Here is a 26,204-nt window from a genome sequence, read left to right as displayed (position 1 = left end):
GAGCAGGGGCCAGAAGTCAGTCTGCTTCTGTGATCTGCTGGGGTGGAGTATCGGCCGTCATGGGCTCCTCCGATTGCGTGCTCTTACGTTCCACCTGTCGTGAGGTCTTGGCATCGGTCGAATCGCTCATTGCTCTTGCAGGCAAAAAATCCAATAGTGGAACCCCTGTGCCAAGCGCAGACAAGGGGCAGAAGAGATGAAACTTCGCCCCGCTGCGATCGGCTCAGCTGCCCTGCTGTTGGTGCTTGGCAGTCCTGCTGCTGCCCTGGAGACCATCACCATCCGCAGCTGCTACGACGGCGACACCTGCCGAACCACAACCGGTGAAAAGATCCGGCTGGCCTGCATCGACACCCCAGAAATGAGAGGGAATCGGGCTCAGCCGCAACGGGCCAGGGCTGCCCGCGATCACCTTCAAGCCATGGTGGTCGGCAAGCCTGTCAGCCTTCGCCGAATCACCAGCGACCGTTATGGCCGAACCGTCGGAGAGCTGTTCGTGGGCGGAATGAATGTTCAGCAGGCGATGGTCGCCAGCCGCCATGCGCAGATCTTTTGGAAGTACGCCAGCCAGTGCCCTTGGACGCGCTGAACACCTCAACGGGGGATCCCCCGACAAAAAGAGTTCACTCTTCTGGGTGAGGTGGAAGTAAGTCAGTTCAGCGATGGTGGCTATATAGGAGGGATGACCCCACTACCTAAATCAATCAAATGAAACTCTTGTCTTCCATCGCTGCCGCTTCTGTTATCGGCGCTGCAATGTTTATTGCTCCAACGGCTGCTGACGCAAAGGAGCATCACCACCACCATCATCATCATAGAAATCACGAACTAAGAAGAATTCATCGTGAATTCCGCCATGATGTTCGCGAATTTAATCATTACCAGAGAGCATATAATCGTGATTGGCGGCATGCCCGCAGGGTTTACAACCGCGAGATGTACGGCTACCCGAGAGTGATTCCTGCCTACGGATATAACCATCGCCATCCTGGGTTCGGAATCCAAATCAGCTTTTAATTTGAAATTTCCGTCGGAAAGCCTGAAGCCATGAAAGCGAGGCTGAGAGGTATACAAAACCCCAAAGGGAAAACAGGGGGCGTTTAGGAGTCGCTATCGATCTCCTGACTCAACAACTCACACCAATCACTCCCCGCCAAGTGCGGGGTTTTTGCCATTCACCGGAGGCTCACCGGAACTTCGTGGGTTCTGCATCGGAGTTGTGTAGTTGGTTTCACCAGAAGGGCTGTCCTGAAGGAGTCGGAGGGGGCAGCAACCCCAAAAAAAACAACTTCACTCCTTAAGGCCATGACGACGTTCAACAGGGTCAACACAGTGACTCAAAAAGTCAGCACAGCAGTGCTTTGCGCTGGATTGATCGGAGCCACAACATGCGCAATGGCTCCTGCCGCTGAAGCGCGGAATTACGAGCAGCAAAGGCGGCATGAGCTGAGGCAGCTGCGCCGTGAGATTCGCCGCGACACGCGTGACTACCGGCGTGCCCGACGTGCGTATCACCGAGAGATCAATCGCTATCCACGCGTGATTCCTGCCTATGGACTGAGGTATGGGAACGTCTATGGAGCGCCTGCAGGATTTGGAGTGCAGCTGCGCTTCTGAGGGGTGATCAACAATCAAGCAAAGCCCCGTTTCATCAGGAGTCCGGCTGGTGATGTGCTCAGTTCTTTTCCTGGCACCAGGCCCATACCTCCGCGTTCTCGTGACCCTCATACAACAGGTCAAGCGGAAAATTGTTCAACCACGCTACGAATTCTTTTGAAAAACACTTGCCGTGAGGCGTTTGAGTGGTTGCCCTGCTTCCCTTGGATTGTGAATAGCCGTAAGAATGGTTTAGTTGAATGATATGACTGAACCTTGCTATATATTCGTGTTTGAAGTCAACTTCAAAAATGTTTTTGTCAAAAAAGTCTCCAATAAACTTTGCTGAAAGGTTGTACTTGTGGACCATTTTCTGGGAGACAACGATTCTTCCAATGCGTCTCTTGTCTAACCAGTAATAGCCGCTTTTGTATCGTTTGAAGTGGTTTCCGTGCTCAAGCTCCTCGTCCATTTATCAGTGCCCTGCACAAGGTCAATGTTTGATTTTTACTTTCTAGCTATTTGAAAAGTGCATGTCATCTGGCCTGGCTCACCGATCACTTCTTTTTGCATCGTTTTTACCGGTTCAAAGCAACCGAATCGTTGCTCCCACTCCTTCGGAGCAATTCCACAGATCCTGAGCCGGCGCTTCATTGGCTTGCGGGACTCCGCTTAAGTAAAAACCCGCTCAATGCAGGTCCGTTGGATTCGGTTGTTTGCTGCGATCCTGAAGCTGCCGGGCAGATAGGCGGCCTCGGTTTTTTCCCTTTGCCTGGCTGCTGAATTGTTCCTTGATCTCCCGTCTGAGTGGGTCCTCTTTGAAGGATGTTCAGATAGTCCTTTTCAGCATCGCGATGACCCTCAGGAGTTTTGTGTTTCCTGTTGTTTTGGTTCAGCAGTAACGTCGATCAATCCTGCAGAGTTTTTGATTGGCTTGCCAGGCGGGCCAGGTTTCATCAGGTTTTGGACGCTTGTAGATCAACTTCAGCGGCCATAACGCCAACGTCAACAGAATATGCATGCAGAACATCTCAAGCCATTCGAGAAGATGAAACTTGAATCCAGAATGACGCCCTTCAGATGATTCTTTGAAGAGTCTTGTCATAGTCAATGTGCTGACCTCTCAGTCGTAGCTCATCAATGGTTCAAGAGCATCGGAGATTCAACCCATTCTGATCAGCTAAACAGGCCAAACACCTGGTCGAGGATTCCTTTGCCTGTGATTGCTTCCACAGTGATTCCGATCGCCAGCCCCAGCATGGCCATGCGTCCATTCAGACGTTCGGTGTAGAGATTGATCGGGTCAGCTGTGGTCTTCCTGGGCCCAAGTGGCGAATTCGGTGTCAGCACAAGAAATGGCTGGTCAAATATTGAGCAAACATTAAGGATGTGGATCCGTCCCCTGCTGTGCCAAAAGTGCCTGTCGTGTCATTTGATCTGTTCCTGAACAACTGCGCTTCAGGACCTGTTTTGATTTTTATGAGCAGTTTCGTGTTCAATCATGGATCTTTTTTTTAACCAGTTGATCGAGCTAGTTTTTTGTACTGAATCAACCCACCCATCGCTCTGGATCAATGGATTGATCAAAGCCTGATCCTGTCTGCCTGCTGACTTCGGTTGATCTTGCAGAGCGTTGAAAGGCAAGCACCAGCTGGGTGTCTGTTCACCTCGCCGCGGTTTCGAGTCCAGAAGGGACCTGCTTGCATCCGGAGGACTGTCGTCTTCAGCCCTCTGGATGCAAGCGATTTGTAATCCTGAGTCTGTGCTTCAGGTGTTGGTGTGGGGTGTTCCGCGTGTTCCTGGGTAAACAGGTCGTGCCAGCAGGGTCTGCGGTTTTGAATCCTCGGACTTCTTCTGTTGCGTGGCGTTCTTGTCGATGGACGTCATGGCATCCAAAGCGGCTTTTTCAGGTTTAACCCAGGTTGACCCTTTCGTGCACTTCAACGGAGCATGAGTTTCAAGGCCGTGTTCAAGACTGTTCCGCGGAAGATCAGGCCAATCCCTGCCTGGAGAATTGATGCTGTCGTTTGGATCCATATGGTTTGCATCAACGGATCTTTTCCAGGCGATCATCGCGCCACTCTTGTGCGGGACTTCGTGTTGTTTCGATCAACATAAAAAAGAGAGTCTCATCAACAGAGACTCCCCAGCGATTGTCCAATACTTGAATGATTCAGGCCACTGAAATGCTGTAGGGAGCTGCTGGATAGCTCGTAGGCATTGGATCAATGTTTCCGTTGGCCATGGCCTTTGCGCGTCGGTACATCTGGCTGTCTGTGGCACCTTGCTTTTCCATGGCGGCAGCGATCGTGGCCCAGTTGCGAATTTCGTAAGTCATCAGAACAAGTTGATCAGAGCTTCACAACAATCGCGAAACCAGGTCTCTCTCTGTGATGGAGGTATCCGCACAGCCCCTCGCTCGCGAATTGGTCGGCAATGGCCTATGCGCTTCTTGAAGCGTGGATACTGTCGCCGCCGCTACGTCAAGGCTAAAAGAAAATTTGTAATAATTTCCTTAGTTTCCCGCGTTTCCATGAACGAGCCTGTCGCCACTTTTTCGTACGACTTGAACGCTCTACGGCTGGAATACAAGACAACCTGCGATGCCTTGCGTAACTGGCCGGGCGGCGATCCCAGCGAGCAGGACTTTCTTGAATGCAAGAAACAGGAGATTTTCCGCGCTCTGGCTGAACAATCCCTTCAGCTCACCGCTTGACAGTTCTGCAGTTCCAGAACTCCGTATTTACTGCGCCGGTCTGTAAGTCTGTTCTGTCTGTCCGACAGGAGTTGCTGCAACATGGCCTGAGATGTTGTTCTTCAGTGCATCGTTACTGCAGCGCTCTGGCTCTTTCTTCCTGTCTTCTGGCTGTCCCGGTGATGGCCATTCCGGCGATGGATGATCTTGAGATCAGATTGCAGGGTGAAGCCAAGGGATGGCTGAATGCCACCTGCACCTATTACGGAATGGGATGGCTCACCCCTGATCAGGGCAGGAAGGCTTTGAAGCGTCTCATGCTGTTGCTTTCAGCGCATTATCTCGATCCAGAGGAAACGCAGCGCGCAAAATCCGCCGCATTGTCTAGAGATCCGCAATGCAAAACCATCTGGCCGTGATGGTTTCAATCCAGCTTCACGCCAACCTGCATCGAGATGCTGTTATTGACTTTCGGGCTGCGTAGTTCGCTGTAGATCGTCTGGCCGTTCAATGATGTGAACAGTCGTTGATTGTTCAGTGGAAAGATCTTCAACGCTATCGAAAAGATGTTGTTGGTTGAGATTCCGTTCACGTAGGCACCTGTATAGGTGTTCGTCACCGTGATGCTGGAGGATGAACTGGTTTTCCATTCCAGTTCCGCCCTGGCCGATGATGCGGCGAATGTCTGGCCGCAGACCGGGTCCGCATTGCATCCATCGCCTCCCCAGATCTTCTGGATCGACGGCCCGATCGACACTGTCAGGCGTTTGTTTTTGTCTTTGATCAGGTCATATCCAATGCCGATCGAACTCACGAAAAGGTCAGTCCCTGTGGTGTTCAGTGCGTCGTAATTGAAGTTTGCCGCCGCGTAGGCATTCAATCGACTGTTCAGACTGCGTGTATAGCGCAGTTCGCCATCGCCCTCATTCGTGTCTGTTGTGTTGCCGCTTTCCCCCTCATCTCTTGAGACCTCGTATTGCGCGCGACCCTTGAGCACCACTTTGTCGGCCCCTTCCGTGTAGCTGCTGTCGATCTGAACCGTTCCTCCGGCGGAGAGGTCGTTGTCGGTGTTAGATCCCGTCACCCCAGCGGAGAGACTCAGCTTCCATGGCTTCGGCTTGGGTTCCGGCATCAGCGCCGTTTTCGGGATGTTCAGCCGTCCCAGCACCGGGTGCAGCAGCACCGTTGTGGTGTCTGTGCTTTCTGATGGGAGGAGCTTGCCGTGCAGGGTGTCTCCATTGCTCAGCTTGAGCGTCACCTGCTCGGCGAGCGTCGCTTCGTCCCCCAGCAGGACAAGTCCCGCGGCCATGATCGGGATTCGCCGCAACACAACCCTTCCGTCGATAGACCGCAGATTTTTTCACAGAACCCTGTGCCGGCTTGTTCAGGCCTGAACAACGGGCACATCGCTCAGTCGCGTGGTGGCTGCACGGCCCAGGCGTTCCCGTCGCATGGACCAGCCGGAATGCAGGCCGCAGGCGGCCCACTGCACGGTGCCTCGTCCATAGCGGCGGTTGAGGCCATCGATGGTGTCCATCAGTGTGTCCCGCCTTTGCAGGTGTGCTGCACTGCAAGGCACCAGCAGGTGGTGCTGCAGCTGTTCCGTGTCCTGCAGATGCTCCATCAGCACGCCGGCCTTGGCGAGCTGACGGTTAGGCTGGAAGATCCGCTCTACCAGCGGCAGCGCTGCATTCAGCAGTGTCTGGGTGTCGTTGCTGGGCAGGTCCAGTTGAGTGCTGGCGCTGCGGCTGTAGAAGGCGGGAACGAACGGACTTGTGCGGGTGTACACGCTCAGAGAGGCGGCTCGTTGATGCTGTTTGCGCAGTTTTTCGGAAGCGCGCACCACATAGGTCGCCACGGCTTCACGCAGCTCCGTCAGGGAGGTGATCGGTCGACTGAAGCTTCTGCTGACACAGGTTTCCTGCTTCGGGGACGGTGCCAGATCGAGGGAAAGACAGGCATGACCCTGCAGTTCTCTCTGCAGGCGCAGACCGATCACCCCCGCCTTGGCCTGTAGTGGGCCGCTGGCCATATCTCGCAGTTCCCTGGCGTTGCACACACCACGAAGCCGGCACCAGTGAGCCAGTTTGCGACCGATCCCCCACACGTCTTCGATGGCGACCGTCTCCAGCCAGCGGTCCCGATGGTTGCAGTGCCCGAGGTCGAAGAGCCCCGCATGGGTTGCCTCCACCTTGGCCAGACGGTTCGCCAGCTTCGCCTGGCATTTGCTGGCACCCAGCCCGATGGCGATCGGCAGCCCCAGATTGCGGCGGACCAGAGCACGCAGTCGCCGGCCCCAGGGAAGCAGATCCGCCGCCACCGGACGACTGATGCGAGCGAAGGCTTCATCGATCGAATACACCTCCAGCTCCTCCACCTGGCTTTCGAGGAGGCTCATCAGACGCTGGCTCATGTCGGCGTAGAGGGCGTAATTGGAACTGCGCACCACCACGCCGCAGCGTTCCAGCGTCTGCCTGGCCTTGAAATATGGCGTGCCCATCGCAATGCCGAGGGCACGGGCCTCGGCGCTGCGGGCCACGATGCAGCCGTCGTTGTTGGAGAGAACCACCACGGGGCGTCCGATCAGGGATGGATCGAGACTTTGTTCACAGGAGGCATAGAAGTTGTTGGCGTCGATGAGGGCGGTGACCTGAGCCATGGCGTTCAGAGGGGGTGAATCACATGGATGGCGACCCCCCAGATCTGCACGTCCTTGCAGGACTGCAGATCGAGGGCTGGATAGCTGGGGTTGGCCGCTTCCAGACGCAGCCGTCCCTGATGGCGCATCAGGCGCTTGAGGGTGAAGCCGCCGTCGAGAACCGCCACCACCACTCGTCCGGGGCGGGGGTCAAGGCTGCGGTCCACAACCAGCAGATCGCCGTCATGAATGCCGGCACCGGTCATGGAGTCTCCGCTGACACGCAGAAAGAAGGTGCTGGTGGGATGACGGATCAGCTGGTCGTTGAGGTCGATCCCGACGTCCACATAGTCATCTGCCGGGGAGGGAAATCCCGCTGCCACCCGCTCTTCGGCCAGTGGCAGATGCTGGGCTGTGCGCTGAGTGCGCAGGGGCTGCGGTGGCTGGAGAAAGGAACGATCGATCTCCACGGCAACAGGCTCCACGGACCGGAATCCACAGAATAGTACAGATGTTCTACAACGGTGACCGTCTGCGCCCCGGCTCGAGCTCGCGGCTGATCAGGTCCGCCAGGCCAGAAGCGATCGCGGACTGGGCATGGCTGTCGAAATGGATCCCATCCAGCGACGAGACGCTGGCCGCGGTCTGCAGGTCGAAAGCGAGCACCTCCAGTTCATCGGCGAGCTGGAGATAGCGCTTGCCCAAGGCCTGGGATTTGGAGTCGGCGCCAGAGAATCCCCAGGTCAGCGACTGTGCCGTGATCATCACCAGCGGCGGTGTCATCAGCACGATGGCGGGGGGCCGGTCGGGCTGCTCGCGTGGTCCACAGCTGAGGGCGCTGTGGATGTCTTGAATCAGGATGCGGGCGCCGTCTGCAATCTGTTCTGCGGACAGGTTGAGATAGTCCTTGCAGTCGTTGCAGCCCAGCGCCAGGATCACCATGTCGATGGGTTTGTGGCTGTGCAGGGACGTCATCAGGCCTGAGCGGCCGCTGCAGCTGTACTGCGCGCCATACCTTGCTGCCCCGATGGGATCGTCGAGCAGCCATGTGCGGGAATTGAGGCCATCCTCAATCGTGCGCCAGGCACGGCGGGCCGCACGCTGGTTCAGCTGCTGTTCCAGCTGATTCGGCCAACGAGTGTCGTGGGGCAGTCGTCCACCACCGTCGGGGTTGAATCCCCAGGTGTTGGAGTCGCCGAAGCAGAGGATGGTCCTCGGCTCCTGAGACGGTGCTGTCATGGTCGGCAGGTTGTCTGCGCGAATCCAGTTCAGCCATGATTCATGTTCGGCGCCACTGCGGTCCCGACCGGGGGTGATGCGCTCACTGAGGTTGTTGTGATGGCTGCTGCTCCTTATCTGGTTGCCCTCGCCCTGATCGAGCAGGAGGGCAGTAGGGCTCTTCCGCTGGCCGGCCGCTCCCTGAGTGCAGAAGCCGCCGCTGCAGAGGAGCCCACGCAGGCGGCCCATTCCCTGGCACTGGAATTGTTGCTGCGCCTGTGGCAGCGCAGTGACGAGGGGCCGTTGCGTCGGGCTTGTGGCGTGGAGAGCCTGCTGCTGGTGGAAGTGCCGATGGAGAGTCTTCCTGAGGCGCTGCCTGTTCTCAAAGCAGCCTGGCTCAACACTGGTGACACCGCTGCATTTCAAACCGGCTTGAGAGCGCTGTGCAGCCGTGCCTGGACGTTGAGTGTGGCGAAGTTCGAGCCGGTGACCCTCACGACTTGGCCGGCCTGATCAGTGGTGATGCCGCCCGCTTCTGAAGCTTCACCAGTGCCATTTCAGCGACGGGAGCCTCATCGGCTCAGGGTGCTGGCGGGGGCCTGCGGCCTCGGTATCGGCCTGGGACTGATCCGATCCGACTTCGGAGTGATCGGCCGGGAAATGGTTGTGCAGGAATGGGTTTCTCAGGCTGATCTTGGTGAACTCGCCGCTCTCAACATGGTGGGTTACCTGTTGGGCTGCGTGCATCAGGCGCAACTGAAGGGCAAGGCCCAGCTGCTACGCAGCCTGCGGCTGGCATTGGTGGTGGGAGTGCTTTGCCTCTGGTTTGGAGCTGTTCAGAGCGGCCAGCTCGGTGAGGGTGGGTTACGGGTGTTGGCCGGATGGAGCGCCGGCCATCTGATGAGTGGTGTGCCGGGTCTGGCTCTCGCGGGCGTTCCATCTCGACATCAACGCCAGGCGGTTGCCACGGTGATGGGAGGAGGTGCACTGGTGGCTCTGCTGGGAGCCAGCGCGGTGGCCTGGCTGGCTCCGGATTCGGCTGCGGCTGCCTGGTTGGTGGTGGCCTGCTTCGCCACTGTTCTGGCCCTGCCGACACTGTGGTTATTCAATCGGGGGCACCGCCGTTGGCGCGACGTTGGAAAGCCTGGAGATCAACAGCTTCGAGATGAACAGCCTCGAGATGAACAGCGAGAAAGTGAACAGCAGGTGGCAATGCACGACAGCGGTGTGACCGCAATCTGCTGGTTTCCGTTGATTGCCCTCACTCTCGCGTTTGCTCTCGCGGGAGCGGCCCAGGTGCCGATGGCGTTGTACGAACCGATCGTGGCTTCGAATCGCATTGGTCTGGATGGCTCGATGAGCAGTGCCTCCTTCTCCGCGATGGGGCTTGGTGGCCTGATGGGGTCACTGGTGTTGCTTGGGTTGCCCAGGGCCTTGCCGACGGCACTTTTGCTCCCTGCGGTGGCCGCGGTTGGCGGTTTGGGGGCCTGGGTCTACGCGTTGGCGCGCTCGCCCCAGCTGCTCCTGTTGTCTGCTTTCTTCATCGGCTGGTGGTCGATCATGACGTCATCTCTGACGCTCGACCGTCTGCCTGACCTGGTTCCGGCTGAGTTGCAGAGGCGTTGCTGGGCGACATTCACCACTCTCAATGGTCTTGGTTTTGTGATCTGCTCGATGGGAACCAGATCGATGGCATTCACGGGCTTGCAGACCTTGCTTTGGCTGGGGGTGACGCTTATGGCAGGTGTGCTGTTGGCGCAGATGTGTCAGGTGTTCCGCCGGTCCCAGTCAGGTAACCAGAGCTGTTGAACACGATGTTCAACGCAAGTCGGAGAGGGGAGTTTCACGCCCGGTGGTAAGGGCTTCCCTGCAAAATTGACTGAGCCCTGTAGAGCTGTTCCAAGAGCAGGAGCCTGGCCAGTTCATGGGGGAAGGTCATCGGCGAGAGACTCAACTGCCATCGAGCTGATGATTTGAGGAAGTCCGTCAGCCCGTCAGCACCTCCGATCACGAAGGCCAGGCGCTCTGAACCAAATCCCTCCAGCCGAGCGGCGAACTTGACCGAGGAGAGTGGTGTGCCCTGTTCCATCAGCATCACCGGCAATTCATCGGGACGCAGAGCCTGACGGATCGCCTCGGACTCCCTGTCGCGTGTGCTGTCACGGATTTCGGTGATGCAAAGACCGGGCAGGCGTTTGAGATAAAGCTCCACACCTTCCTGAACCCATCGCTTACGCACTTTTCCGACCGCGATGATGCGGCATCGGGAGATATTCATGGCAAAGCGGCCTCACGCCGTCTCGTCGTCCTGTTCCTCGAGAAACATCTGCCCAAAGGCCACATAAAGACTGTCCTCTTCGCTGCCGGGCGTCACGTCAGGGCGTTGAGGACGGGTGTTCTTGCCCTTGCCCTTCGAGTGAGGCTGCAAGGCTTTGGTCGACACAGGTGAATCCGTGACCGATGTGGGTGGGGAATTCAGCTTTTGGCGTCGCTCATTTTCGACGCGCTCTTCCGCATCACGCAATCTCGCCATCAGATGTTCAGGCACGGTGCCGTCAGGGCTCACCTGCATCAATTCATGGAACAGAGCTTTGGGATCCTGCTCGGTCTCGACTTTGTGGCGAGGTCGGCTGGTCTGTGCAGAGGTTTTGGTCTCGGTTTCCGGTGCGGGGATGGCCTCAGGAAGCTGTCGTCCAAGTTGCTTGAGACGTTCCAGACTGCGGGGATCGAAGCTCATGAGCAGCCGAGAGTGTCGCGAGTTTCGCGGCCGGTCACCGGATTGGTGCCGTCAGCGGCGGCACAGAGTGTTTTGAGTGCGTCGCCCCGGAAGGGCACATTGGTGAAATCGGCGCCGGTGATGGTCACATTGATGAAACGGGTGTTGAAGGCGAAAGCATCCTCCAGGACGGCATCTGTGAGATTCGTGCCATCAAGTACCGCCGAATCCAACGTGGCATCACGCAGATTGGTTCCTGTCAGGTTGGCGTCCTGAAGCTTGGCTCCATAGAGACTTGCGCCTTGCAGGTCGCTGCCGGACAGATCAGCTTCACGAAGGTTCGTGAGATTGAACGTCACCCCCTGCATTTCACGGTTGGAGAAATCTGCACCGATCAACACCTGCTTGGCGTAATCCATCGCTGCCTGCACCGGCTGGGCAGGCAGACCGATCGTCAGGAGCAGAGCAAGCAGGGAGGCCAGCAGATGTCGTTGCATCAGCGGATGGAAAGCGTGTGTCAAGCCTAGGGGGCCTGATTCGCGGGACAGGGGGAATGCTCTCTGGATCCAGGGAGCGGATCGTGTGTGCCGTTGATGCGAAGAGCGATCCCGGTCGCTGGGCGGAGCGCCGCGTTCTGAAGCTGTTGAAGAGCCGCGGCTGGCGCTGCCTTGATCAGCGCTGGACCTGTCGATACGGGGAACTGGATCTGATGATGATCAAATCGGGGCGTTCCGGTCCTCGTCTGCTGATGGTGGAGGTCAAGGCCAGGAGTCGTTGCGGTCCTGATGGCTGGGGTTTGAAGGCTTTTGCCTCGACCAAACGCCAACGCCTGGCCAGAACCATGGCCTGCTGGCAGGCGAGTAACCCCTGGTGTGAAGAGGGGCATCTGGAGGTGGTGCTCGCGCTGGTTCCGCTGCCACCAAGTTTCAGACCTGTCCGCTGGATCAGGGTGCCTGAGCTCCGGATGTCTTGATCAGCTCGTCAATCGCTTTCACAGCCAGCCCAAGACCCTTTGGAATTTCGCGGATGACCAGATCGGCTGAATGTCTCAGTGGATGGATGAATCGCCGCTCCCCCGGAAGCATCTGCATCACCGTCTGACGCAGAACCGACAGGATCGTTCGCTGGCGTTCATGCACATCTCGGCGCAGGCGGCGAATAATTCTGATTGGCAGGGACGCGCTCACATAGATCAGAAGATCGAGGCGGAGATGAGTCATCAGCAGTTGTGGCCCGAATGCTCCCTCCAGCAGCACAACATCACAGGTCCCGTTGAACGACTCCCAGCTGACGTCCCTCGTGCCCATGTCGTAACGGCGCCGGAGCTGCAGACGGCCTTCGAGCAGAGCCTGCACGTCTTCGATCAGTGCATCCCTGTCGATGGCATCGACGGTGTCGAACCCGTAGATCGAATCGGGTCTCCAGTGCTCCCGGTAATAGTCATCGGAGGCGATCACCACTGCGGAGATTTTGGCTTGAGCCAACAACGTCTTCAGTTCCTCGCTGAAGTAGGTCTTGCCCGCCGCGGAAGGGCCGGCGATGCAGATCAGCAGGGCAGGTTTGTCCATCAACCGCCCCAGGCCTTCACAACGGCATCATCGCGTTGCTCACGTTCTTCGCTGGTGCACAGTGAACCCATGGCCCGCATGAGATGAGCTTCGCAGGACATACGGCCCGCAAACGCTTCGGTCAGCACTGGCTGAGGGATGAAAGGGTTCTTGACCGGATTCTTGAGTCGGCGGCGCTGGTGGAGGGAGACCGTGTTCTCGAGGTGGGACCAGGACGTGGTGCTCTGACCGAACGACTGCTCAGCAGCCCTGCCGCGTTGGTGCACGCGATCGAGCTGGACCGCGATCTGGTGTCAGGTCTCAAGGAGCGATACGCAGCTCAGCCACGGTTTTCTCTCTGCGAAGGCGATGTTCTCAGCGTTCCCCTGACACTTCCAGGTGGCTCTCCGGCCTCAAAGGTGGTCGCGAACATTCCGTACAACATCACCGGCCCCTTGCTCGACCGACTGATCGGTCGTCTTGATCGGCCTGTAGATCCGCCCTACGAGAGGCTCATCCTGCTGGTGCAGAAAGAGGTGGCTGAACGTATCCGCGCTCGACCGGGACACAGCAGTTTCAGTGCCCTGAGTGTGCGATTGCAGCTTCTGGCCCGTTGTCAGAGCGTCTGCCCTGTGCCGCCGCGTTGTTTTCAGCCTCCTCCGAAGGTTCAGTCGGAGGTGATCAGACTGGATCCACTGCCGGCTGATCAGCGCCCAGATCCCGAGCTCTGCCGTGGGGTCGAACGCTTGCTCAAACAGGCGTTTCTGGGCCGACGCAAGATGCTGCGCAACACCCTCGCCGGTGTCAGATCACCTGATCAGCTCCAGGAGCTGGCACAGCAGGCGGGCATTGATCTGCAGCAAAGGCCTCAGGAGGTGGCACCGGAGAACTGGGTGGCATTGGCCAGGGGCCTGAAAGCAGTGGAACCGTTCAAGTGAGCCGCTTGGGCCGGGTCGGTGTCTTTCGATCCCTTGTCAGGACCGGGCCATGGCTGTGGTTTAACCTCCATGGTTGGGTCGGAGTCCGACCGACTTCGTGATGTCCTGTTCATGACTCCGGTCTGCGTCAAAGCTCCGGCCAAGATCAATCTTCATCTCGAAGTGCTGGGCCTGCGGGACGACGGGTTCCACGAACTCGCCATGGTGATGCAGAGCATTGATCTCGCCGATGAGTTTGAGTGCGAGAACACCGCCGACGGAACGCTTTCCCTCAGCTGTGATCAACCAGGGCTGAGTTGCGGAGACGACAATCTGATCATGCGGGCGGCCAGGCTGCTGCGTGATCGATCCGGATTCGGGGAGTTGGGGGCACGGATGCATTTGCGCAAGCGCATTCCCATCGGCGCCGGTCTTGCCGGAGGCTCCAGTGATGGGGCAGCAGCACTGGTTGGCCTCAACACGCTCTGGGGTCTTGGCCTCGGTGCCTCTCAGCTCGAGACGCTGGCGGCTGATCTCGGATCCGACATGCCGTTCTGCATTTCCGGCGGCACCCAGCTCTGTTTCGGACGTGGAGAACGACTTGAGGTTCTGCCTGAAGCGACCGCGCCGCTGGGCGTGCTGCTGGTAAAGGATCCATCCATCAGCGTGTCGACGCCCTGGGCCTATGGCGAATGCAGGCGAGAACGTTTTCATCACTACCTCGAGGGGGAGTCAGTCTTTGAGCAACGTCGAGAGGCGCTTCGCTCTGCTGCCTGGCTGAGCCCCCTGCGAATCGAGTCGCCTCCGCCCCTGCGCAACGACCTCCAGGCCGTGGTGGCTCCGCAGACGCCCTCGGTCCGAACCGCGCTGTCGCTACTGGAGGCATTGCCAGGTCAGTTGCGAGTGGCCATGAGTGGTTCCGGCCCGAGCTGTTTTGCTCTGTTTCCAGATTTCAACACTGCTGAACAAGCCCGCCTGCATGCTGCTGCGCAGTTCGAGGCGGAGGGCCTGCAATCCTGGAGTTGTTCCCTGCTCCCCTTCGGCGTCAAGCTGGCGGCATGAGTGACAGCAACGCAGCCACAGCCAAACCCCGCAAAGGACCGCTCAGTTTCCTTTCCGGATCCATCACCAGTTTGGTTCTGGCCTGGCTGAGTTTCGGCTTGAGCAAAAAAGTCGTGATCTATCTCTCGACGCACTCTTCGAATTTCAGCAGCACCACTGCCCAGAACATCGCGTCTGCCATGAAAACGCTGTTCATCGGCATGTGCTTTCTGGCCACATTCAGCTTTGCCTTCATCGGGATTGGCTTGTTCCTGGTGTTTCTTCGCAGTCTTTTCATGAAAGACAAGCTGGACGCTGCCTAGCCTCAGCTGAGAGCTTCTGGCTAAATGACCCTCCACGATCTCGGTCAGCTGGTGCTGCTGCTTTCACCTGGGCTGCTTCTCTCTGTTCTGCTGCTGGCGACCTTCGCTGCCGGGGGCTGAACACACCTGGACTGAGATAGCTTGGCCGCTGACGCCGGCATGGCCGGGATTGCAGCAACGCCGTGGCAGGGACGCTTCTCTTCAACGCACTTCGCGAAGCCATCGATGAGGAAATGGCCCGTGATCCCCATGTCTGTGTGATGGGAGAGGACGTCGGCCATTACGGCGGCTCCTACAAAGTCACCAAGGATCTCTACGAGAAATACGGCGAATTACGGGTTCTCGACACCCCGATTGCCGAGAACAGCTTCACAGGCATGGCCGTGGGTGCGGCGATGACAGGCCTGAGGCCGATCGTGGAGGGGATGAACATGGGATTCCTGCTGCTGGCCTTCAATCAGATCTCCAACAACATGGGGATGCTGCGCTACACCAGCGGTGGCAACTTCACCATCCCCACGGTTGTGCGGGGACCGGGAGGTGTCGGGCGACAACTGGGCGCCGAGCACAGTCAGCGGCTCGAGGCCTATTTCCATGCCGTGCCCGGCATCAAGATCGTGGCCTGCAGCACGCCGACCAACGCGAAGGGCCTGATGAAGGCCGCCATCCGCGACAACAATCCCGTTCTGTTCTTCGAGCACGTGCTGCTGTACAACCTCACGGAGGAGCTGCCGGACGGCGACTACACCTGTGCCCTCGATCAGGCGGATCTGGTCAAGGAGGGCGGTGACATCACGATCCTGACCTACTCACGCATGCGTCATCACTGCCTCAAGGCCGTGGAGCAGCTCGAGGCCGATGGCATCAACGCTGAACTGATCGATCTGATCAGCCTCAAGCCCTTTGATATGGAGACGATCGCCCGCTCGATCCGCAAGACCCACAAGGTGATCGTGGTGGAAGAGTGCATGAAGACCGGTGGCATCGGCGCCGAGCTGATCGCTCTGATCACCGAGCATTGTTTCGATGAGCTCGATGCCCGGCCGATCCGGCTGTCCAGTCAGGACATCCCCACTCCTTACAACGGCAATCTCGAGAATCTGACCATCATTCAGCCGCATCAGATTGTCGAAGCGGCACAGACCATCGTTCGCCAGGGGCTCTGATTGATGGCCCGTCAACAGGGCTGGTTCGCCCTCATCCTTGCGCTAGCCATCGCGGCGGCGTCAGTTCTGTCCAGCTTCCCGCTGCAGCTCGGACTTGATCTGCGTGGGGGCAGCCAGCTCACACTTGAGGTTCAGCCTGCCGGAGAGATCACCATCATCGGCGCAGAGCAGATGGAGGCGGTCAAAGCGGTTCTTGATCGTCGGGTGAACGGTCTGGGTGTGGCTGAATCCACTCTGCAGACCGTGGGTGATGACCAGCTGGTGCTTCAGCTTCCCGGCGTCACCGATCCGACCCGCGCTGCTGATGTTCTGGGCAGTACCGCATTGCTTGAGTTCAGGGCTCAGCAGGCAGAAACACAGGAGGAAGTCCAGAACCTGCGTCAGCTGAGAGCCCAGCTGCTCAGTGTGCTGGCCACGCGTACTGAGGATGAGGCAACCGAGCTTGATGCCGAGGAGCAGGAAGAACTTGCGAGACGCCAGCAGGAACTCGGTCTCGATGGAACGGCCACCTCGGAGACGGAGCAACTCCAGCAGCTGCTGGCGCGCACCAATCAGGAAATTCTGAATCGATTCGAGCCAACAGCCTTCACTGGCAAGCAACTGATCAGTGCTGGTCGTCAGCAACAACAGAACGGCTCTGGCTGGGAGGTGACCCTGAATTTCAATGCAGAGGGCGGCGAAAAATTCGCTGAACTCACCCAGTCGATCGCCGGCACCGGGCGTCTGCTCGGCATCGTTCTCGATGGTGAGCTCATCAGCGAAGCCAGTGTTGGGCCCCAGTACAAAGCTGCTGGCATTTCAGGGGGCACCGCGTCAATCTCGGGTAACTTCACTGCCGAGGATGCCCGTGACCTCGAGGTGCAGCTGCGTGGAGGTTCATTGCCTCTGCCCGTTGAAATCCTGGAGGTGCGCACCATCGGACCGTCTCTCGGAGCGGAGAATGTCCGCCGCAGCCTGATCGCCGCCCTTTCAGGTCTTGTGCTCGTCGGCATCTTCATGTTGCTCATCTACCGGCTCGCAGGTGCTGTGGCGGTGATCGCTCTCAGCCTCTATGCCCTCTTCAACCTTGCTGTTTATGCGCTGATTCCCGTGACCCTCACGCTGCCGGGCATCGCCGGATTCATTCTGAGCATCGGCATGGCTGTGGATGCCAATGTGCTGATCTTCGAGCGCATCAAGGACGAACTCCGGCGCGGCAACACTCTGATCCGCTCGATTGAAACGGGATTCTCCGAGGCGTTCTCCTCGATCGTTGACGGTCACCTCACCACATTGATCAGTTGTGCAGCCCTCTTCTTTCTCGGCACCGGCCTGGTGAAAGGCTTCGCGGCAACGCTCGGAATCGGAGTTCTGCTGAGTCTGTTCACGGCCCTGACCTGCACGCGCACGCTGCTGCGCTTCCTGATGAGCTATCAGGGCTTGCGGCGTCCGACGAACTTCCTGCCCGCAAGTCAACTTCCCTCGACAGCGTCCTGAGCCATGGTCACCACCTCACCAGCAACCGATGAGCGACCTCTGCGCTTTCCCCTGACCAGTCGTCGACGCCAGGTCTGGGTCGTGTCCGCTGTCTGTTTGGTCCTGAGCCTGATCGGGATCGTGCGCAGCTGGACTGATCCTCAGATCGGTCTTCCTTTGAGACCAGGTCTTGATTTCACCGGAGGAACCCAGATCCAGCTGGAGCGCAGCTGCGCTGATGCCTGTGATTCGCTCAGCACCGTCACTGTCGAGTCTCAGCTTCAGCAGATCGAGCTTCCGAATCAGGAGGGAAAAGCACTGCCCAAGCTGGAAAATGCCCGTGTTCAGCTGCTCGATGGGGGACAGTCGATCGTGCTGCGCATGCCAGCCCTCACCGCTGCCCAGGGTCAGGCTGTGATCGAAGCGCTTGAGCCGGTCGCCGGACCTTTTGAGCCTGGTGGGCAGGCCGTTGACACCATCGGTCCCAGCCTGGGCGGACAGCTGCTGCGCAGCAGTCTGATTTCACTGCTTGTGGCTTTCACGGGGATCGCTCTCTACATCACCGTTCGCTACGACCCTCGTTACGCCTTTCTGGCTCTGGTGGCACTGGCTCACGACATCGTGATCGTGTGCGGTGTTTTTGCCTGGCTGGGACTCGCCACAGGCCTTGAAGTTGACAGTCTGTTCGCTGTTGCCCTGCTGACCATCGCCGGATATTCGGTGAACGACACCGTTGTTGTTTTCGACAGGATCCGCGAGCGTCAGCGCATGGATGGCGACCTCCCACTGTCCACGCAGGTTGACCGTGCCGTCTCCGCCACACTGACAAGAACCATCTACACCAGTGGGACCACGCTTCTGCCCCTGATCGCTCTCATCCTGTTCGGTGGCTCAACGCTGTACTGGTTCGCCATCGCTCTTGCCCTTGGTGTGATTATCGGCAGCTGGTCCAGCATTGCCCTGGCCCCCTCTCTTCTGAGCATCTGGCCATCCCGGTCCGGTGCAGCTGCCAGTGCCTGAACCTGCAGCGACAGCACCAGTGCGCTCTCAGCGCTGGATTCCACTGTTGTTACTGCTTCTTGCCCTGAGCGATCTCCGAACGGAGCTGCGACTGCTGGCTGATCAGCTGACCCTTACATCCCTGGTCTTCGCTGTGCGCCATCACCTGCTCGCTGTGGTCATTCTGCTGCTGCAACCTTCTCTCTGGAGGCACTATGGGCCGCGCCGTCGAAGCATCAGTAACGAAACTGCAGATAAGCACTGATTTCAAGGGAATTCTGTTGCTCAGCGTTGATCTCCTCATCCCTTTCAACATCGAATTCAATGCAGTTGAAGCGTCGATAAGAGCTCACAGGGTTGCAGGCCCGTCGAGGGTGTAAACGGGTCTGGCTCTGAACCTCTTCAATCACTTTGGTGGTGGGAAGATCGCTGGTCTCATCGTCACCCGCTGCAGTCGAATCCCCCCTGGAGGGAATCTGCTGAAAGGAACAGAGCTCCTTGGCGAGATTTGTAGCCGCCTTGTCAAGACAGGCTTCGTACTCGGCCTCAATCCTGGCTCTGCGCTTTTCATCAGCCAAGAGCTCGAGTTTGCGACGTTCCTGACGGCTGAGCGGAACTGTTCTGCGAACCCTTTGCGTGGTGATGACGGCGTAGCTGCCACCGTCCTCAACCCAGCGTTCGGCTTCCTGTTCAGCTTTCGCTTTTGTGGGGAAGGTGGGTCTCAGCTCCTGAGGCTCCACCCTGGAACTGGTTCGATGCAGATTGGTGTAGAAGAAGCCTGCGTAGATCAAAAGGCCTAACACTCCGCTTCCGGCCACCGTTGCAAACACGATCAGGGTGGAGGGCCTGTTCAGGGGTCCTGCTCAGAAGCCGTCGAAAACTAGCAATGTTGTTCTCGTGTCCGCAGCCCTGACACGTTCTGCTGTCACGGTTCTGCCTATCCTGCTGCAACCGAGAACTCGAACCGCCATGTCGCTTGATCTGGACGCCAAGAAGACGCTGTTGCGGAAAATTCCCCATGGATTGTTCATCTGCGGGGTCGCCGAAGGTGATGAAGTGAACGGATTCACGGCCAGCTGGGTCACCCAGGGATCATTCGAGCCGCCTCTTGTGGTGATGGGAGTGCGTGCCGACAGCACAAGCAACGGCATGATCAAGCGCACCGGTCGTTTTTCCCTGAATGTGCTCGCCGCCGACCAGAAGAATCTGGCTGCGACATTCTTCAAGCCCCAGTCCGCTGTGGGAGGCCGTTTTGAGGCTGCTCCCTTCGAGCTTGGATGCCTTGGCCTGCCGATCCTGAAGGACGCACTTGGCGGGGTTGAGTGCGAACTGGTCGGTGAGCTCGCCCACGGAGATCACACCGTGTTCATCGGTGAGGTGAAATCTGCAATTCTTCACCGTGACGGTGATGCGCTTGAACTGAGTACCACCGGATGGCAATACGGCGGTTGACAGGTGCTGTCAGTTCCAGCGGTTTATGGGCTGCTGAGTTACACAAATGCCATTAGAGGGATATGTGGTCAAATGTTTGGCCATATATCCTTTTTGCTTTGTGGGGCTACTGCTGCCTACAGGGTAGCCAGAGGTGAAGGCGTTGCCACCCTGATCACATGTCCAAGCCGCAAATTCCAACTAACTGGCGTCCAGAGACCTACGTCGTGGATGAGTTGTACAAGGTGGTCTAGAAGCAAGGTAGTCACGCTTTCGCAATGTCCCGAAGTGGTCGCAAGGCGAAGACGCTGATCCCTTGCTAAATAATCCAGCTCAGCAAAGCCGAGGGGCTGGACAAATTGCGACGCTAAATAAAGACCGCTCCCAAGCCTGTTTATGCTCTAAAGGCCCTGTTCTTGGGCGCGGTCAACCGGTTGATGGAGTTCATCAATGCCAACGGCAAGCTTTAGATTGCTGGCTCCGCTGGCTTCGGCGGCCTGCTGTTCGCTGAATTTCCTGATGTGAATTCAACCACTCCAAAAAGCAAGCTGTTTATTCACCAGATGGCTGCGTTTGCTCAGTTCGAGCGTCGGCGTATCAGCCAACGAACTAAGGCTTACCTGTAAGTGGCCAAGTCCTGAGGCGTAAAGCTGGGTGACATCAGGCAAGGTCAGGACAAGGCCAATGCAGTGCGTCGTCAGCAAGCTCTGGATCTGGCCGAGAGTCTGAGTTGTGTATTGACTCCCATGGTGAAAGCAGGCCAATCACTAAGGCATATGGCCGATGCTCTGGAGGCTGCTGGTCTGCCCATCTACAGGCATCAAACAATGGAAGGCAATGAAGGTGAAGCGTGTGGTGCAGAAGCTTGAGCTGGCCTGATGTACCACCAGGGCTGACGCTCTGAAAGGGCGGCGGCTGGCTAGGGCTGTGCTCGCTGACAAATCCGCGATTCTCAGAGCCCTTTTTTGGCTTGACACTTTAGGAGAAAGCAGCAGGCAGGATCAATGGCTAAAGGCAAGCTTCCACCACTGCCGGAAGCTCTGGTGCCACCGCCTAAGGACTCACCCGAATGGCCGTCGTTCTGCGAGGCGAACCCTCTTCATATGGCCGCCTGCAGGAAAGCCTCCACCGTCATCACCGAAGCCAGAGTGAACCTGATCATCCACTGGTTCCACAAAGGGGCGGCTTATGTAACTGTCGTGCACAAAGGCTCGGCGCAGTGGGGTCTGTGCAAGCGGCGTGTGGAGGAGCTTAATTAGCTCGCCGATAGGGAGGTGAAGCGCACGCTGAGACCGACCGCCACGATTACGTCTCTCGGATGATCACTAAGATTGTTAGCCCTATCGAGGCTGCATTTGAGGACCGCCAATTCAGCGCTGCTGCCGGATTGATCTCTGTCGTTGGTCGCTGGCTGCAGCTCGATCCAGCCGCTGCCCGGAGAATGAAATGAGTCGCCGTCTTGAGCGGCCGGATTCCTATTGATTCTTGTCTTCGTGAGAGAGGGCTGCATTCTTGACCCGAGTCCGAAACCGCACCCCTGGGAGCGATCTGGAGCTGCCTCCGCTGCGGCGTTGGATCAATTCCTGGAGACCCTGGAGGGTTACATCAAGTAAGGCAAGTCTTTTGTTTTTGGAGCGAGCGGTGAAGTAGTTAAAGTAATTTTGCTTTTGCTGCTGCAAACTCCTCATCAGTAAGCAAACTTTTTTTCATATCAGCAAGCCTTTCGATTGGTCCGGCAAGGCCATCTTTTTGTGTAGGAGCTGATTTTTTCTTTTGGTTCAGTTGTGCCACTAGGATTAACAGTAAGTTTTCTGCAATTTTCCTGACATAGCCTGTCTGTATTGGACCAAATCCTAAGTTTGAACAGTTGAGCTCAACTGTGGTTTTTTTCTTCACGTGAGAAGAGTCGTACTTTGAGATTTGCCGGATTCGTGAAGCTCCATTTGAGCCTCATGTTTGCTGGAAAGCTATTTCCTGTATCTTGCTTCACCACTATCTGCATTTCACTCAAAGCAAGACAACAGGCTTTAGCTGCATTCTCAAGATCACATGCAAAAGTTCGCTAAATTGCTTTATAGTAATAAACATAAGAGCAATCAATATTGCCAAAAATTTTCTCAGTAAGAATTTTTTGCCCTTGAGAAGTCAAGGCTTTTGTTGAACCCAATATGCATTGAAGTTGCTGAAATAACAAAAATTGCTCATCATACAACAAATTTTCCAGACAATTAAATTTTTTATCAACCAGGAATATCCTTGTATATATTAATGATTTTGGAACAAGTAATATGTCATGCGATGTCTTGTCAATCTTCAGTTAGCTGGCTTGAAACTTGATTAAAAACTCCTTCATAAATCAAAAAAACAACACTCAAGCTGAATCATTTATTAGATACCTTAATAAATTTTGCAGAGATCATAATATCAGGATCATCATTGAAGGAATAGAGTCAGGCGTGGATTTAGTCTATGCAAAAAATGGGATGCAGGTATGGTAAAGATTATAAGATCGGCTCTCTTGCCCTCTATGAATATTTTTTGATAAAGATATTTACGAGAGTGGCACAACATAAGCTGCTTTGTTTGCCAAAAGCAAACCCACCCTTATCTCTGAGAACACAGATAGACCCCTATAATCGTTATTGATTTTCTAAAAATTAATTACAAATTGAATACTTGCCTTGATATAGTTCTAAGTGTCAACAGAAACTTGTTTGAGTTTGATGAATCTGTTGGATTAAACTCGCCTGAATACAAGTACTTAATAAGGTGTTTCTGTACTTTATCATTTATAGTATCAAATATTAAAATTATTCCTAGTCCTCTCTCGTAGGCAGATTTGACCGGAATATTTGTCTCATTAATCTTGAGAATTATGGGCGAACTGTAATTCAGTAATTCTTCCGGTTTAGCTAACTCTATTAGAGCACCACTTAGCGACATGTTTACTAAATTAGCATTATACAGCGAGCTTGAGTTCATTATCAACTGACATTTTTTATTGATTAGAAATCTGTGTTGAAGTCGCGGCTGGTCTTTGCCTATAGCGAAATTAAAGCAGATCAAAAGAATAATGATATTGAGAAATGACCATATAAGAGCATAAACAATGAGTGAAATTTCAACCCTTTCTGTTTGTACTGAGGCTCCAAGTAAAATTTTAAAGAATGAGAAGATATTGAATACAAGTAGTACAGAGATCGGGATTAGTGTTCTTTGGTATAGCATGTTAGGACCACTATTTGAGGATAAATCAACTTTATTTTTTGGAGTTACAGAAAATTTTACTTTGTTTGCTTTCTTTTTTAATAAGGCTGATAACATTTCTGGCGCTAAGGCTATTGCTGTATGCAAATTTGCGGCTTCACTAAATAACGGAAGGTAGTGTGGTTTGTGCATGTAAAATGACGAAGTGCATAATGCGATTACAAATGCGCCTTGATACATGAAGATTTCCCCAGGCAGGGATGTTGGAAGAGGACCTATGTCAAAAACAAAGAAAACAATGGGTACAAGTTGTATAAATATTTTTGTTGGATATTGAAAAACCCAGTAAAAAGGATAAAAAAGAATTTTTGATTTTAGATCGAGCCTTTTCTCCTTTATAAGATAGTTACCTACTTCAATGTTCCCTCTACCCCATCTTTTCCTTTGAACAAAAAAAGCGTTATTTGTTTCTGCGGCCATTCCTCTGGCTATTGGTTGATTCAAATATTTCGTTTTCCATTTTCTTTTTAAAAATTCTGTTGTCAATAAAATATCTTCCGTAATTGACCATTCTGGAAAACCACCAATTTCTTTGAGCATACTGGTGCGTATTAGGCAACAAGATCCACAGCAATAGCTGGCACCAAGAAAATCACGCCCAGGCATAACTTTTGCAAAAAACACCTCTTGTTCATTTCCCCAGAACTTACTTATTTTTAAATTATGTTGATAGGCATCAGCATTGATATAGGTTTGTGGTGTTTGAAGGGTGCTTAATAATGGGTCAGCTATAAAGAAGCCAACGGTATCAAGTAGGCAATTCTTGAAAGCACAAAAATCAGCATCAAATATTAATATTAGATCACTAGTAATATTTTTGAGCGCATTGTTGATGTTGCCCGCCTTTGCCCCTTCGTTGCCAATTCGAGTAATATAATTTACATCTAATTCTTTTGCTAGAGATTTTATTTCTTGCCTATTGCCATCATCTAAAATATAGATCTTCTTTTTGACGTAACAGATATTCGTAGCAGATACAATTGTCTTGCTGAGGATGTCCACGTCTTCATTAAATGTCGGGATCAGAATGCTTACGGACGGCAATGAATATGGATTTTTTTTATGCATTAAAATTGCTTCTTGTTTGTACTTTTTTGCCTGCTCAGTTCTGTCTTTCTGGAAAACAATGCATGATAAATACTGAGTAAGTTCTATAATAGCTAATAGTTCAATTGTCAGCACTAAAGCAATCCATATACCTTCTATATTTTCAAAACTTTTCTCAAAAGGGAAGGTACGCAAACGCCACGAAATATAATTTATTAAGAATGCCAATATAGTAATTACCATTAATCCTCTTTTGATATTTTCGCGACGTACGAAAATCAATATTATTGTGGGTAATGCAAATGCGAGAAAAGATAGCTCGAGGGCTTCTGTGAAATACATCTAAAGCTCAACTACAACTTTTTCTCCAATGTTACACTCTTCAGCAAAGAATGCGTTCATGGTTTCTCTTTTCAAATCGATAATTACTCTAGTTCTATCAACAGCAGCTGTTTGAAAAACAACATTTCCAGCAGATCTGATTCCAGCAGTCGATTGCTCACCAATAATACTTTTGATAGTTCCCAGGCTATATTTGTTCCTATTCACCCAATTAATCTTCACTTCATCGCTAACCTTGCTATTTTTAACTCTGGAAGTGTTGAAAAGTGCTTCAATGCGTCTTCGATCACAATTTAAGAGAGTTAATAATGGTTGAGATTCACTTACTTCATCACCTGTACTAATGGCTTTCATTAGCAAAATTCCATTAAACTGTGGCGCATAATTAAAAGATTTGCGTTGATTTGAGACTTCAGATTTCCGATAAGCATCCTTTAATTCATCGTGAAGTGAATCATGCTTGCTTAGTAATTCATACAGTTCACCAGCAAGAGAATTGAAATCGCTAGAAAATTTATAGTTCATGGCTACTGGATTGAAATGTTGGTTTACCAATTTTTTTAAACTTATAGAGCTTGTTTTTTGATTGTGGTCAATTGTATTATTATTGCTCACATATCTCCTCATGTTTTTAAAATGCAATTTTCGCTCTTCAGTTTCCGCTTTTATTTCAGACAGTAATATGATGTCTTGTCTTAATGCAATAAGTTTGTTATCGGCTTTTTCTTTTTCAGCCCGAGCTTTTGCGAGGTCTATTTTTGCATTTAGAAGATTTTCGGTTTTTATCGCACCCTCTGAATGCAAGTAATCATGCATGTCGGTTACCTCCTTAGCGAGATTGTACGTTTCAGATGCCTCGATAGATTTGATGGTTTCATTTCTGATTGAAATATTTAATTGCCGCTCCAGATTTAGAATGACACTCCCGATCTGCTGATTGAAATTATCTAGCTTGAGCACAAATTCTCTTAATCTGTTATCGGCTTGGTCAAGAAATTGAGCATCCAGGCGCGACGCACTTATGCTCACTAGTAATGTTCCTTTTTTAAATGGCTTTCCACCATCAATATCAGAATTTTTAACTACACCATCTATTGGACTTTGAATAGTCACCATATCTGTGGCGACGTACGCTTCGATGGATTTTTTCCTGGTCATATGCGTATATATACTCACTACTGCAAGCAAAACGAGTCCAGCGCCTGCATATCTTTTGATACGGCCGTCCATAAGAATTTTTACCACAGGTCTCCTGGGTTCCAGGTTTATCCCGTTGACTTTATATCTATGTGTGTTGAGCATTTCTGAGTGGGCTCTTCGCGTTATTTTTCTACGGTCAATGGTCGATCGTTTATAGTCTGTTGATTTACTTTTGGGTAAATCAATAAGTTCTATGAAATGTGGGGTTTTTAATTTTATTTCTCACGTCACTAAATGTTGATTTCATGGCTTGTTGAGCTGCTTTGCCTGAATCGATTGCTTTTAATTTATTTGACTCATCTTTCTTCAACGAAGAATTTTTTGGGTCAGATTATGGCTTTACTTTAAATTCAATAGCGTCAATTAGGAAGCGAAGCTTGGTCTGTCCGAAATGCCAGCTGTCTGATCAGGTTCGGCTCTTGCTAGGCCAGCCTCCGCCCATGCGAGCACGGAGCCCAACGCCAGCAGCACATCAAGCAGTTACTGGACGCTTGGTGCGAGTCCCGAGTGCTGGAGCGACTTGAAGACAAGACAGATCGCTATGCCGAGCAGGTCAGCGTCACGCCTTCAGGGATCAGCGTTCGCAACTTCAAATCCCGATGAGGG

The 26,204-nt window shown here is 54.0% G+C and carries 34 protein-coding genes; 19 read left to right on the top strand and 15 right to left on the bottom strand.

The genetic code is table 11. The annotated features are described in order from the left end of the window. The first annotated feature begins 196 nt into the window (after window positions 1–196). From SIB73_RS05290 to SIB73_RS05280, 3 genes are all read left to right on the top strand, one after another. Window positions 197–589 (top strand): thermonuclease family protein, encoded by a 393-nt coding sequence (locus SIB73_RS05290; protein WP_413402347.1) that lies wholly within the window; start codon window positions 197–199, stop codon window positions 587–589. Between the two features lie 119 nt (window positions 590–708). Continuing rightward, the gene (locus SIB73_RS05285; protein ID WP_413439736.1) at window positions 709–1,017 is read left to right on the top strand and encodes a hypothetical protein; all 309 of its coding nucleotides are present in this window, start codon (window positions 709–711) and stop codon (window positions 1,015–1,017) included. A 378-nt stretch (window positions 1,018–1,395) separates the two neighbouring features. Next, a complete protein-coding gene (locus tag SIB73_RS05280) occupies window positions 1,396–1,617 on the top strand; it encodes a hypothetical protein (protein ID WP_413439735.1) in 222 nt (73 codons plus the stop codon). A gap of 58 nt (window positions 1,618–1,675) precedes the next feature. Here SIB73_RS05280 and SIB73_RS05275 read toward each other — a convergent pair whose 3' ends face one another. From SIB73_RS05275 to SIB73_RS05265, 3 genes are all read right to left on the bottom strand, one after another. After that, entirely contained in the window at window positions 1,676–2,068 is a 393-nt protein-coding gene (locus SIB73_RS05275; RefSeq protein ID WP_413402352.1) for a hypothetical protein, read from the bottom strand. A 704-nt stretch (window positions 2,069–2,772) separates the two neighbouring features. Next, a complete protein-coding gene (locus SIB73_RS05270) occupies window positions 2,773–2,946 on the bottom strand; it encodes a hypothetical protein (RefSeq protein WP_413402354.1) in 174 nt (57 codons plus the stop codon). An 823-nt stretch (window positions 2,947–3,769) separates the two neighbouring features. Next, entirely contained in the window at window positions 3,770–3,934 is a 165-nt protein-coding gene (locus tag SIB73_RS05265; RefSeq protein WP_413402356.1) for a hypothetical protein, read from the bottom strand. A 228-nt stretch (window positions 3,935–4,162) separates the two neighbouring features. On the opposite strand from SIB73_RS05265, the gene SIB73_RS05260 reads away from it, so the two are divergent. Both SIB73_RS05260 and SIB73_RS05255 read left to right on the top strand, forming a co-directional pair. After that, complete coding sequence (locus tag SIB73_RS05260; protein ID WP_413439734.1) at window positions 4,163–4,312, top strand: hypothetical protein; 150 nt, start codon at window positions 4,163–4,165, stop codon at window positions 4,310–4,312. Beyond that, window positions 4,309–4,710 (top strand): hypothetical protein, encoded by a 402-nt coding sequence (locus tag SIB73_RS05255; RefSeq protein ID WP_413402360.1) that lies wholly within the window; start codon window positions 4,309–4,311, stop codon window positions 4,708–4,710. The genes SIB73_RS05260 and SIB73_RS05255 overlap by 4 nt, the downstream gene beginning before the upstream one ends. A gap of 5 nt (window positions 4,711–4,715) precedes the next feature. Here the strand turns inward: SIB73_RS05255 and SIB73_RS05250 are convergent, their stop codons facing one another. The 4 genes from SIB73_RS05250 to SIB73_RS05235 all read right to left on the bottom strand — a co-directional run bounded on the left by SIB73_RS05250 (window position 4,716) and on the right by SIB73_RS05235 (window position 8,168). Then, window positions 4,716–5,600: a DUF481 domain-containing protein gene (locus SIB73_RS05250; protein WP_413402362.1), complete on the bottom strand. Its 885-nt coding sequence runs from the start codon at window positions 5,598–5,600 to the stop codon at window positions 4,716–4,718. 75 nt (window positions 5,601–5,675) lie between these two features. After that, complete coding sequence (locus tag SIB73_RS05245; RefSeq protein WP_413402364.1) at window positions 5,676–6,950, bottom strand: Y-family DNA polymerase; 1,275 nt, start codon at window positions 6,948–6,950, stop codon at window positions 5,676–5,678. A gap of 5 nt (window positions 6,951–6,955) precedes the next feature. Continuing rightward, window positions 6,956–7,399 carry a LexA family protein gene (locus SIB73_RS05240; RefSeq protein ID WP_413406393.1) on the bottom strand — a complete coding sequence of 148 codons (444 nt, stop codon included), beginning with the start codon at window positions 7,397–7,399 and terminating at the stop codon, window positions 6,956–6,958. A 46-nt stretch (window positions 7,400–7,445) separates the two neighbouring features. Further along, on the bottom strand, window positions 7,446–8,168 hold the full coding sequence (locus tag SIB73_RS05235) for an SGNH/GDSL hydrolase family protein (protein WP_413402367.1): 723 nt from the start codon (window positions 8,166–8,168) through the stop codon (window positions 7,446–7,448). 99 nt (window positions 8,169–8,267) lie between these two features. On the opposite strand from SIB73_RS05235, the gene SIB73_RS05230 reads away from it, so the two are divergent. Together SIB73_RS05230 and SIB73_RS05225 are read left to right on the top strand one after the other, a co-directional pair. Then, on the top strand, window positions 8,268–8,660 hold the full coding sequence (locus SIB73_RS05230; protein ID WP_413406395.1) for a hypothetical protein: 393 nt from the start codon (window positions 8,268–8,270) through the stop codon (window positions 8,658–8,660). 9 nt (window positions 8,661–8,669) lie between these two features. Further along, complete coding sequence (locus SIB73_RS05225; protein WP_413402369.1) at window positions 8,670–9,956, top strand: YbfB/YjiJ family MFS transporter; 1,287 nt, start codon at window positions 8,670–8,672, stop codon at window positions 9,954–9,956. Between the two features lie 34 nt (window positions 9,957–9,990). Here SIB73_RS05225 and SIB73_RS05220 read toward each other — a convergent pair whose 3' ends face one another. From SIB73_RS05220 to SIB73_RS05210, 3 genes are read right to left on the bottom strand one after another with little or no spacing between them, the layout of a single operon-like run. Beyond that, the gene (locus SIB73_RS05220) at window positions 9,991–10,425 is read right to left on the bottom strand and encodes a 23S rRNA (pseudouridine(1915)-N(3))-methyltransferase RlmH (RefSeq protein WP_413402371.1); all 435 of its coding nucleotides are present in this window, start codon (window positions 10,423–10,425) and stop codon (window positions 9,991–9,993) included. A gap of 12 nt (window positions 10,426–10,437) precedes the next feature. Further along, entirely contained in the window at window positions 10,438–10,884 is a 447-nt protein-coding gene (locus tag SIB73_RS05215) for a hypothetical protein (RefSeq protein WP_413402373.1), read from the bottom strand. Then, window positions 10,881–11,360 carry a pentapeptide repeat-containing protein gene (locus SIB73_RS05210; RefSeq protein WP_413402375.1) on the bottom strand — a complete coding sequence of 160 codons (480 nt, stop codon included), beginning with the start codon at window positions 11,358–11,360 and terminating at the stop codon, window positions 10,881–10,883. Before SIB73_RS05210 ends, SIB73_RS05215 begins: the two co-directional genes overlap by 4 nt. A gap of 56 nt (window positions 11,361–11,416) precedes the next feature. On the opposite strand from SIB73_RS05210, the gene SIB73_RS05205 reads away from it, so the two are divergent. Beyond that, complete coding sequence (locus tag SIB73_RS05205; protein WP_413439733.1) at window positions 11,417–11,836, top strand: YraN family protein; 420 nt, start codon at window positions 11,417–11,419, stop codon at window positions 11,834–11,836. On the opposite strand, the gene SIB73_RS05200 is transcribed toward SIB73_RS05205, so the two are convergent. Beyond that, the gene (locus SIB73_RS05200) at window positions 11,808–12,431 is read right to left on the bottom strand and encodes a uridine kinase (RefSeq protein ID WP_413402379.1); all 624 of its coding nucleotides are present in this window, start codon (window positions 12,429–12,431) and stop codon (window positions 11,808–11,810) included. The genes SIB73_RS05205 and SIB73_RS05200 overlap by 29 nt on opposite strands. Window positions 12,432–12,514: 83 nt before the next feature. Here SIB73_RS05200 and rsmA point away from each other — a divergent pair, with 83 nt between their 5' ends. From rsmA to SIB73_RS05165, 7 genes are all read left to right on the top strand, one after another. After that, the gene (rsmA, locus tag SIB73_RS05195; protein ID WP_413402380.1) at window positions 12,515–13,348 is read left to right on the top strand and encodes a 16S rRNA (adenine(1518)-N(6)/adenine(1519)-N(6))-dimethyltransferase RsmA; all 834 of its coding nucleotides are present in this window, start codon (window positions 12,515–12,517) and stop codon (window positions 13,346–13,348) included. A 69-nt stretch (window positions 13,349–13,417) separates the two neighbouring features. Continuing rightward, complete coding sequence (gene ispE / locus SIB73_RS05190; protein WP_413402382.1) at window positions 13,418–14,389, top strand: 4-(cytidine 5'-diphospho)-2-C-methyl-D-erythritol kinase; 972 nt, start codon at window positions 13,418–13,420, stop codon at window positions 14,387–14,389. Further along, a complete protein-coding gene (locus tag SIB73_RS05185) occupies window positions 14,386–14,691 on the top strand; it encodes a DUF3082 domain-containing protein (protein WP_413402384.1) in 306 nt (101 codons plus the stop codon). The genes ispE and SIB73_RS05185 overlap by 4 nt, the downstream gene beginning before the upstream one ends. A 182-nt stretch (window positions 14,692–14,873) precedes the next feature. Beyond that, window positions 14,874–15,857 (top strand): alpha-ketoacid dehydrogenase subunit beta, encoded by a 984-nt coding sequence (locus SIB73_RS05180; protein ID WP_413402386.1) that lies wholly within the window; start codon window positions 14,874–14,876, stop codon window positions 15,855–15,857. Between the two features lie 3 nt (window positions 15,858–15,860). After that, window positions 15,861–17,333 (top strand): protein translocase subunit SecD, encoded by a 1,473-nt coding sequence (gene secD / locus SIB73_RS05175; RefSeq protein ID WP_413402388.1) that lies wholly within the window; start codon window positions 15,861–15,863, stop codon window positions 17,331–17,333. A gap of 3 nt (window positions 17,334–17,336) precedes the next feature. Continuing rightward, the gene (secF, locus tag SIB73_RS05170) at window positions 17,337–18,332 is read left to right on the top strand and encodes a protein translocase subunit SecF (RefSeq protein WP_413402390.1); all 996 of its coding nucleotides are present in this window, start codon (window positions 17,337–17,339) and stop codon (window positions 18,330–18,332) included. Then, window positions 18,313–18,576: a hypothetical protein gene (locus tag SIB73_RS05165; protein ID WP_413402391.1), complete on the top strand. Its 264-nt coding sequence runs from the start codon at window positions 18,313–18,315 to the stop codon at window positions 18,574–18,576. Before secF ends, SIB73_RS05165 begins: the two co-directional genes overlap by 20 nt. Here the strand turns inward: SIB73_RS05165 and SIB73_RS05160 are convergent. Beyond that, entirely contained in the window at window positions 18,548–19,129 is a 582-nt protein-coding gene (locus SIB73_RS05160; RefSeq protein WP_413402393.1) for a hypothetical protein, read from the bottom strand. The genes SIB73_RS05165 and SIB73_RS05160 overlap by 29 nt on opposite strands. Window positions 19,130–19,280: 151 nt before the next feature. On the opposite strand from SIB73_RS05160, the gene SIB73_RS05155 reads away from it, so the two are divergent. The 4 genes from SIB73_RS05155 (at window position 19,281) to SIB73_RS05140 (ending at window position 21,001) form a co-directional block, all read left to right on the top strand. After that, window positions 19,281–19,763, top strand: a complete 483-nt coding sequence (locus SIB73_RS05155; protein ID WP_413402394.1) for a flavin reductase family protein — start codon at window positions 19,281–19,283, stop codon at window positions 19,761–19,763. A gap of 542 nt (window positions 19,764–20,305) precedes the next feature. After that, window positions 20,306–20,368 (top strand): hypothetical protein, encoded by a 63-nt coding sequence (locus tag SIB73_RS05150; RefSeq protein WP_413406397.1) that lies wholly within the window; start codon window positions 20,306–20,308, stop codon window positions 20,366–20,368. Between the two features lie 63 nt (window positions 20,369–20,431). Then, a complete protein-coding gene (locus SIB73_RS05145) occupies window positions 20,432–20,611 on the top strand; it encodes a hypothetical protein (protein WP_413402395.1) in 180 nt (59 codons plus the stop codon). A gap of 135 nt (window positions 20,612–20,746) precedes the next feature. After that, window positions 20,747–21,001 carry a hypothetical protein gene (locus tag SIB73_RS05140; RefSeq protein ID WP_413402397.1) on the top strand — a complete coding sequence of 85 codons (255 nt, stop codon included), beginning with the start codon at window positions 20,747–20,749 and terminating at the stop codon, window positions 20,999–21,001. A 391-nt stretch (window positions 21,002–21,392) separates the two neighbouring features. Here the strand turns inward: SIB73_RS05140 and SIB73_RS05135 are convergent, their stop codons facing one another. The 3 genes from SIB73_RS05135 to SIB73_RS05125 form a co-directional block, all read right to left on the bottom strand. After that, the gene (locus tag SIB73_RS05135) at window positions 21,393–21,638 is read right to left on the bottom strand and encodes a hypothetical protein (protein ID WP_413402398.1); all 246 of its coding nucleotides are present in this window, start codon (window positions 21,636–21,638) and stop codon (window positions 21,393–21,395) included. A 765-nt stretch (window positions 21,639–22,403) separates the two neighbouring features. Beyond that, window positions 22,404–24,398: a glycosyltransferase gene (locus SIB73_RS05130; protein WP_413402400.1), complete on the bottom strand. Its 1,995-nt coding sequence runs from the start codon at window positions 24,396–24,398 to the stop codon at window positions 22,404–22,406. Continuing rightward, on the bottom strand, window positions 24,399–25,628 hold the full coding sequence (locus SIB73_RS05125; protein WP_413439732.1) for an HlyD family secretion protein: 1,230 nt from the start codon (window positions 25,626–25,628) through the stop codon (window positions 24,399–24,401). It lies immediately after the preceding gene. Window positions 25,629–26,204: the final 576 nt, after the last annotated feature.

Origin of the sequence: Synechococcus sp. MIT S9509 (assembly GCF_047303035.1) — a bacterium.
In the GTDB taxonomy this organism is placed as follows: domain Bacteria; phylum Cyanobacteriota; class Cyanobacteriia; order PCC-6307; family Cyanobiaceae; genus Synechococcus_C.
This window is presented reverse-complemented; position numbering and strand designations above follow the sequence as displayed.

Bases quoted from the DNA above. Each gene is read 5' to 3' on its own strand.
- SIB73_RS05290 (WP_413402347.1), top strand. From the start codon at position 197: ATGAAACTTCGCCCCGCTGCGATCGGCTCAGCTGCCCTGCTGTTGGTG.
- SIB73_RS05285 (WP_413439736.1), top strand. From the start codon at position 709: ATGAAACTCTTGTCTTCCATCGCTGCCGCTTCTGTTATCGGCGCTGCA.
- SIB73_RS05280 (WP_413439735.1), top strand. From the start codon at position 1,396: ATGGCTCCTGCCGCTGAAGCGCGGAATTACGAGCAGCAAAGGCGGCAT.
- SIB73_RS05275 (WP_413402352.1), bottom strand. From the start codon at position 2,068: ATGGACGAGGAGCTTGAGCACGGAAACCACTTCAAACGATACAAAAGC.
- SIB73_RS05265 (WP_413402356.1), bottom strand. From the start codon at position 3,934: ATGACTTACGAAATTCGCAACTGGGCCACGATCGCTGCCGCCATGGAA.
- SIB73_RS05250 (WP_413402362.1), bottom strand. From the start codon at position 5,600: ATGGCCGCGGGACTTGTCCTGCTGGGGGACGAAGCGACGCTCGCCGAG.
- SIB73_RS05245 (WP_413402364.1), bottom strand. From the start codon at position 6,950: ATGGCTCAGGTCACCGCCCTCATCGACGCCAACAACTTCTATGCCTCC.
- SIB73_RS05235 (WP_413402367.1), bottom strand. From the start codon at position 8,168: ATGACAGCACCGTCTCAGGAGCCGAGGACCATCCTCTGCTTCGGCGAC.
- SIB73_RS05230 (WP_413406395.1), top strand. From the start codon at position 8,268: ATGGCTGCTGCTCCTTATCTGGTTGCCCTCGCCCTGATCGAGCAGGAG.
- SIB73_RS05225 (WP_413402369.1), top strand. From the start codon at position 8,670: ATGCCGCCCGCTTCTGAAGCTTCACCAGTGCCATTTCAGCGACGGGAG.
- SIB73_RS05220 (WP_413402371.1), bottom strand. From the start codon at position 10,425: ATGAATATCTCCCGATGCCGCATCATCGCGGTCGGAAAAGTGCGTAAG.
- SIB73_RS05215 (WP_413402373.1), bottom strand. From the start codon at position 10,884: ATGAGCTTCGATCCCCGCAGTCTGGAACGTCTCAAGCAACTTGGACGA.
- SIB73_RS05210 (WP_413402375.1), bottom strand. From the start codon at position 11,360: ATGCAACGACATCTGCTGGCCTCCCTGCTTGCTCTGCTCCTGACGATC.
- SIB73_RS05205 (WP_413439733.1), top strand. From the start codon at position 11,417: ATGCTCTCTGGATCCAGGGAGCGGATCGTGTGTGCCGTTGATGCGAAG.
- SIB73_RS05200 (WP_413402379.1), bottom strand. From the start codon at position 12,431: ATGGACAAACCTGCCCTGCTGATCTGCATCGCCGGCCCTTCCGCGGCG.
- rsmA (WP_413402380.1), top strand. From the start codon at position 12,515: ATGAGCTTCGCAGGACATACGGCCCGCAAACGCTTCGGTCAGCACTGG.
- ispE (WP_413402382.1), top strand. From the start codon at position 13,418: ATGGTTGGGTCGGAGTCCGACCGACTTCGTGATGTCCTGTTCATGACT.
- SIB73_RS05185 (WP_413402384.1), top strand. From the start codon at position 14,386: ATGAGTGACAGCAACGCAGCCACAGCCAAACCCCGCAAAGGACCGCTC.
- secD (WP_413402388.1), top strand. From the start codon at position 15,861: ATGGCCCGTCAACAGGGCTGGTTCGCCCTCATCCTTGCGCTAGCCATC.
- secF (WP_413402390.1), top strand. From the start codon at position 17,337: ATGGTCACCACCTCACCAGCAACCGATGAGCGACCTCTGCGCTTTCCC.
- SIB73_RS05155 (WP_413402394.1), top strand. From the start codon at position 19,281: ATGTCGCTTGATCTGGACGCCAAGAAGACGCTGTTGCGGAAAATTCCC.
- SIB73_RS05140 (WP_413402397.1), top strand. From the start codon at position 20,747: ATGGCTAAAGGCAAGCTTCCACCACTGCCGGAAGCTCTGGTGCCACCG.
- SIB73_RS05130 (WP_413402400.1), bottom strand. From the start codon at position 24,398: ATGTATTTCACAGAAGCCCTCGAGCTATCTTTTCTCGCATTTGCATTA.
- SIB73_RS05125 (WP_413439732.1), bottom strand. From the start codon at position 25,628: ATGGACGGCCGTATCAAAAGATATGCAGGCGCTGGACTCGTTTTGCTT.